The sequence below is a fragment of the Vibrio sp. 10N.222.51.C5 genome (genome assembly GCF_041474575.1).
Classification (GTDB): domain Bacteria; phylum Pseudomonadota; class Gammaproteobacteria; order Enterobacterales; family Vibrionaceae; genus Vibrio; species Vibrio crassostreae_C.
This window is the reverse complement of the sequence record NZ_JBFRUJ010000110.1, coordinates 1-268: the sequence shown is the minus strand read 5'-3', so window position 1 is coordinate 268 and position 268 is coordinate 1. Positions and strand designations below refer to the sequence as shown.

Genomic DNA, 268 nt, shown 5'->3' with positions numbered 1-268 from the left:
AACCACATTACAGTTAAACGTTAATTTGCTGCTTCTTAGCAGACAAGATGAACGGTTAGCTTATGCGATACTAGCTCAGTTGGTAGAGCGCAACCTTGCCAAGGTTGAGGTCATCGGTTCGAACCCGATGTATCGCTCCAATTTAAAGCCTCATTGTCTTAAACAATGCATCCGGACGCGGGATGGAGCAGTTTGGTAGCTCGTCGGGCTCATAACCCGAAGGTCGTCGGTTCAAATCCGGCTCCCGCAACCACATTACAGTTAAACG

General features: G+C 48.1%; 2 tRNA genes. Both read left to right on the top strand.

The annotated features are described in order from the left end of the window. The first annotated feature begins 64 nt into the window (after window positions 1-64). Window positions 65-140, top strand: a tRNA-Gly gene (locus tag AB4558_RS21775). A gap of 36 nt (window positions 141-176) precedes the next feature. Continuing rightward, window positions 177-253, top strand: a tRNA-Met gene (locus tag AB4558_RS21770). Window positions 254-268: the final 15 nt, after the last annotated feature.